The organism is Mesorhizobium sp., from assembly GCF_017306585.1.
Classification (GTDB): Bacteria; Pseudomonadota; Alphaproteobacteria; order Rhizobiales; family Rhizobiaceae; genus Mesorhizobium.
Map to the genome: position 1 here is coordinate 1 of NZ_JAFKIC010000371.1, position 2,330 is coordinate 2,330.

Annotated in this window: 2 protein-coding genes; both read left to right on the forward strand. The window is 64.8% G+C overall.

The window, feature by feature from the left end:
- Positions 1–48 precede the first annotated feature (48 nt).
- Positions 49–1,206, forward strand: coding sequence for a VWA domain-containing protein (locus J0I79_RS34880; protein WP_366015790.1), 1,158 nt, complete (start codon positions 49–51; stop codon positions 1,204–1,206).
- Complete coding sequence (locus tag J0I79_RS34885) at positions 1,206–2,093, forward strand: amidohydrolase (RefSeq protein ID WP_292870707.1); 888 nt, start codon at positions 1,206–1,208, stop codon at positions 2,091–2,093. The genes J0I79_RS34880 and J0I79_RS34885 overlap by 1 nt, the downstream gene beginning before the upstream one ends.
- The last annotated feature ends 237 nt before the right edge of the window (positions 2,094–2,330 follow it).

Genomic DNA, 2,330 nt, shown 5'->3' on the forward strand with positions numbered 1-2,330 from the left:
GAGGGGCAGCGCGACAATGGACAGAGGTCGGCGCCGCCCCTCACCTGCCTGCCGGCATCCTCTCCCCGTAAACGGGGAGAGGAGAGCCTGCCTCGCGCCGCTACGCCCCTCCTCGGCTTCGGCCGGCTGCTGCGTCGCCACGGCTTCCCTGTCGCACCCGAACAGGGCACCAGCTTCATGCAGGCGGTGACCTTACTCGGTCCCCGCTCGATGAACGACATCCGCGAGGCGGCCCTTGCAACTCTCGCGCCGCCGCCCGACCGCCGCGACGAATTCGAAGCGCATTTCCAGAGCCATTTCTACGGCAACACTTCGGCGATGGTCGAAAGCGACGCCGACGAGGAAACCCGCATCAAGGATGATGGCGGCGCCGATGAAGAACGGATCGAGGCCGAGCAGCGGGAAGAAGGCGGCGAACTGTCCTCGGCGCTGGAGCAGTTGAGCAGCCGCGAGTTCCAGAACGATGAAGATCGGCTGACAACCTTCCGCCGGAACCTTTCAACCTCCCTGCCCGCGCGCCGCTCGTTCCGCACCGTGCGCACCCATTCGCGCGGCAAGCTCGACCTGCGCCGCTCGCTGCGCGAGATCGTCAGCGCCGACGGCGACATCCCCTCGCCTTTGTTGCGGCGCCGTCAGACGGTGCCGCGCAAGCTCCTCATCCTCATCGATGTTTCCGGCTCGATGAAGCTGCACACGTCGGATTATCTGAAGCTCGCACATGCCGCCGTACAAGGCGCGGACCGCACGGAAATCTTCACCTTCGGCACGCGGCTGACCCGCATCACCGCGGCATTGCGCATCCGCGACCGCGACCAGGCACTGGCCCGCGCGGCGGCGCAGGTCGACGACTGGGACGGCGGCACCCGCATGGGGCCGACGCTGCTGGCGTTCCTCTCGGTGCCGCGTTTCTCGGCCTTCGCGCGCGGCGCGGCGGTCGTCATCCTGTCCGACGCGCTGGAGCGCGGCGGCCATGGCGAACTGGAGACCGCCATGCGCCGGCTCGGCGCCCGCGCCTTCCGGCTGTCGCTGGCGACCCCGCTTGCCGGCGATCCCCGCTTCCGCCCGGCGACGGCGGCGCTCAGCGCCATCCTGCCTTTGCTCGACGATCTCGTCGACGGTTCGTCGGTGAGGAGCCTCACCGATTTCATCCTGTCGCTCGCCCGCGCCGCGCCCGCGGCCGCGACCATCTGGAAAAGGGTATCGTGATGCAGAAAGCCATCGACGCGCATTTCCACATCTGGCGCCAGCAGGACCAGCCCTGGCTGGTCGGGCCAATGGTGCCGCGCATCTTCGGCCCCTATGAACCGATCCGCCGCGACTATCCCATTGCCGAATTCCTGGAAGATCAGGCGGGTTCAGGCGTCGAGAAGGCCGTTTATGTCCAGACCAACTGGGCCAGGGAGGATTTCGAGAAGGAAGTCGCCTTCCTGCAGAAGACCGCTGACGAAACCGGTTGGCCGCACGCCATTGTCGGCTATGCCGACATGACGGTCGACGATGTCAGGCCCCAGATCGACAGGCTGATGAAATACAGGCTGCTGCGCGGCGTGCGCATGCAACTCCACTGGCACGAGACGCCGGCCTTCCGCTTCGCCGCCTCTGCCGACCAGGTCATCGACCCTAAGGTGCGCGCCAATGTCATCAGGCTGAAAGACTATGGCCTGTCCTTCGACCTGCAGCTCTTTCCGGCGCAGATGAAGGATGGGCTGACGCTGGTCGGCGAAAACCCTGAAACGAATTTCATCCTCACTCATGCCGGCATGCTGACGGGCATGGAGCCGGAAACCACCGAGGCATGGAAGGCGGGTTTGCGCACGCTTTCAGCGGCACCGAATTTCTACGCCAAGCTCTCCGGTCTCGGCACATTCGTCCACCGCAACGATCCGGCGCTGATCGCCTATATCGTCGACAATGCGATCGACATACGGGGTTCGGACAGACTGATGTTCGGCTCGAACTTCCCGATAGAAAAGCTGTGGACCAGCCACGCCGAGCTGATCAAGGCGCACCGCGCGGCAGTGGCCAAACACGGTGCGAAGGCCGAGGCAGATATTTTCTGGAATACGGCTGAGCGGATTTACCGGCCGGTGTAAACGTCACTTCTTCCCTTCTCCCCTTGTGGGAGAAGGTGTCGCCGAAGGCGACGGATGAGGAGTGCTCCAGAAGACACCAACGCCTCATTCCGCTGGAACACCCCTTGTGTGTTTGGAATCGTGCATAATTGAGGTGCCACGGACCAGGTGGTTGCCTGATCCGTGGCGGCGGTCGAGAGCCCGTCGCCCCTCAGGTGCCGATACCGTGGATGAGCTGGGGCCCGACCGTCTTCTTTT

Bases quoted from the DNA above. Each gene is read 5' to 3' on its own strand.
- J0I79_RS34885 (WP_292870707.1), top strand. From the start codon at position 1,206: ATGCAGAAAGCCATCGACGCGCATTTCCACATCTGGCGCCAGCAGGAC.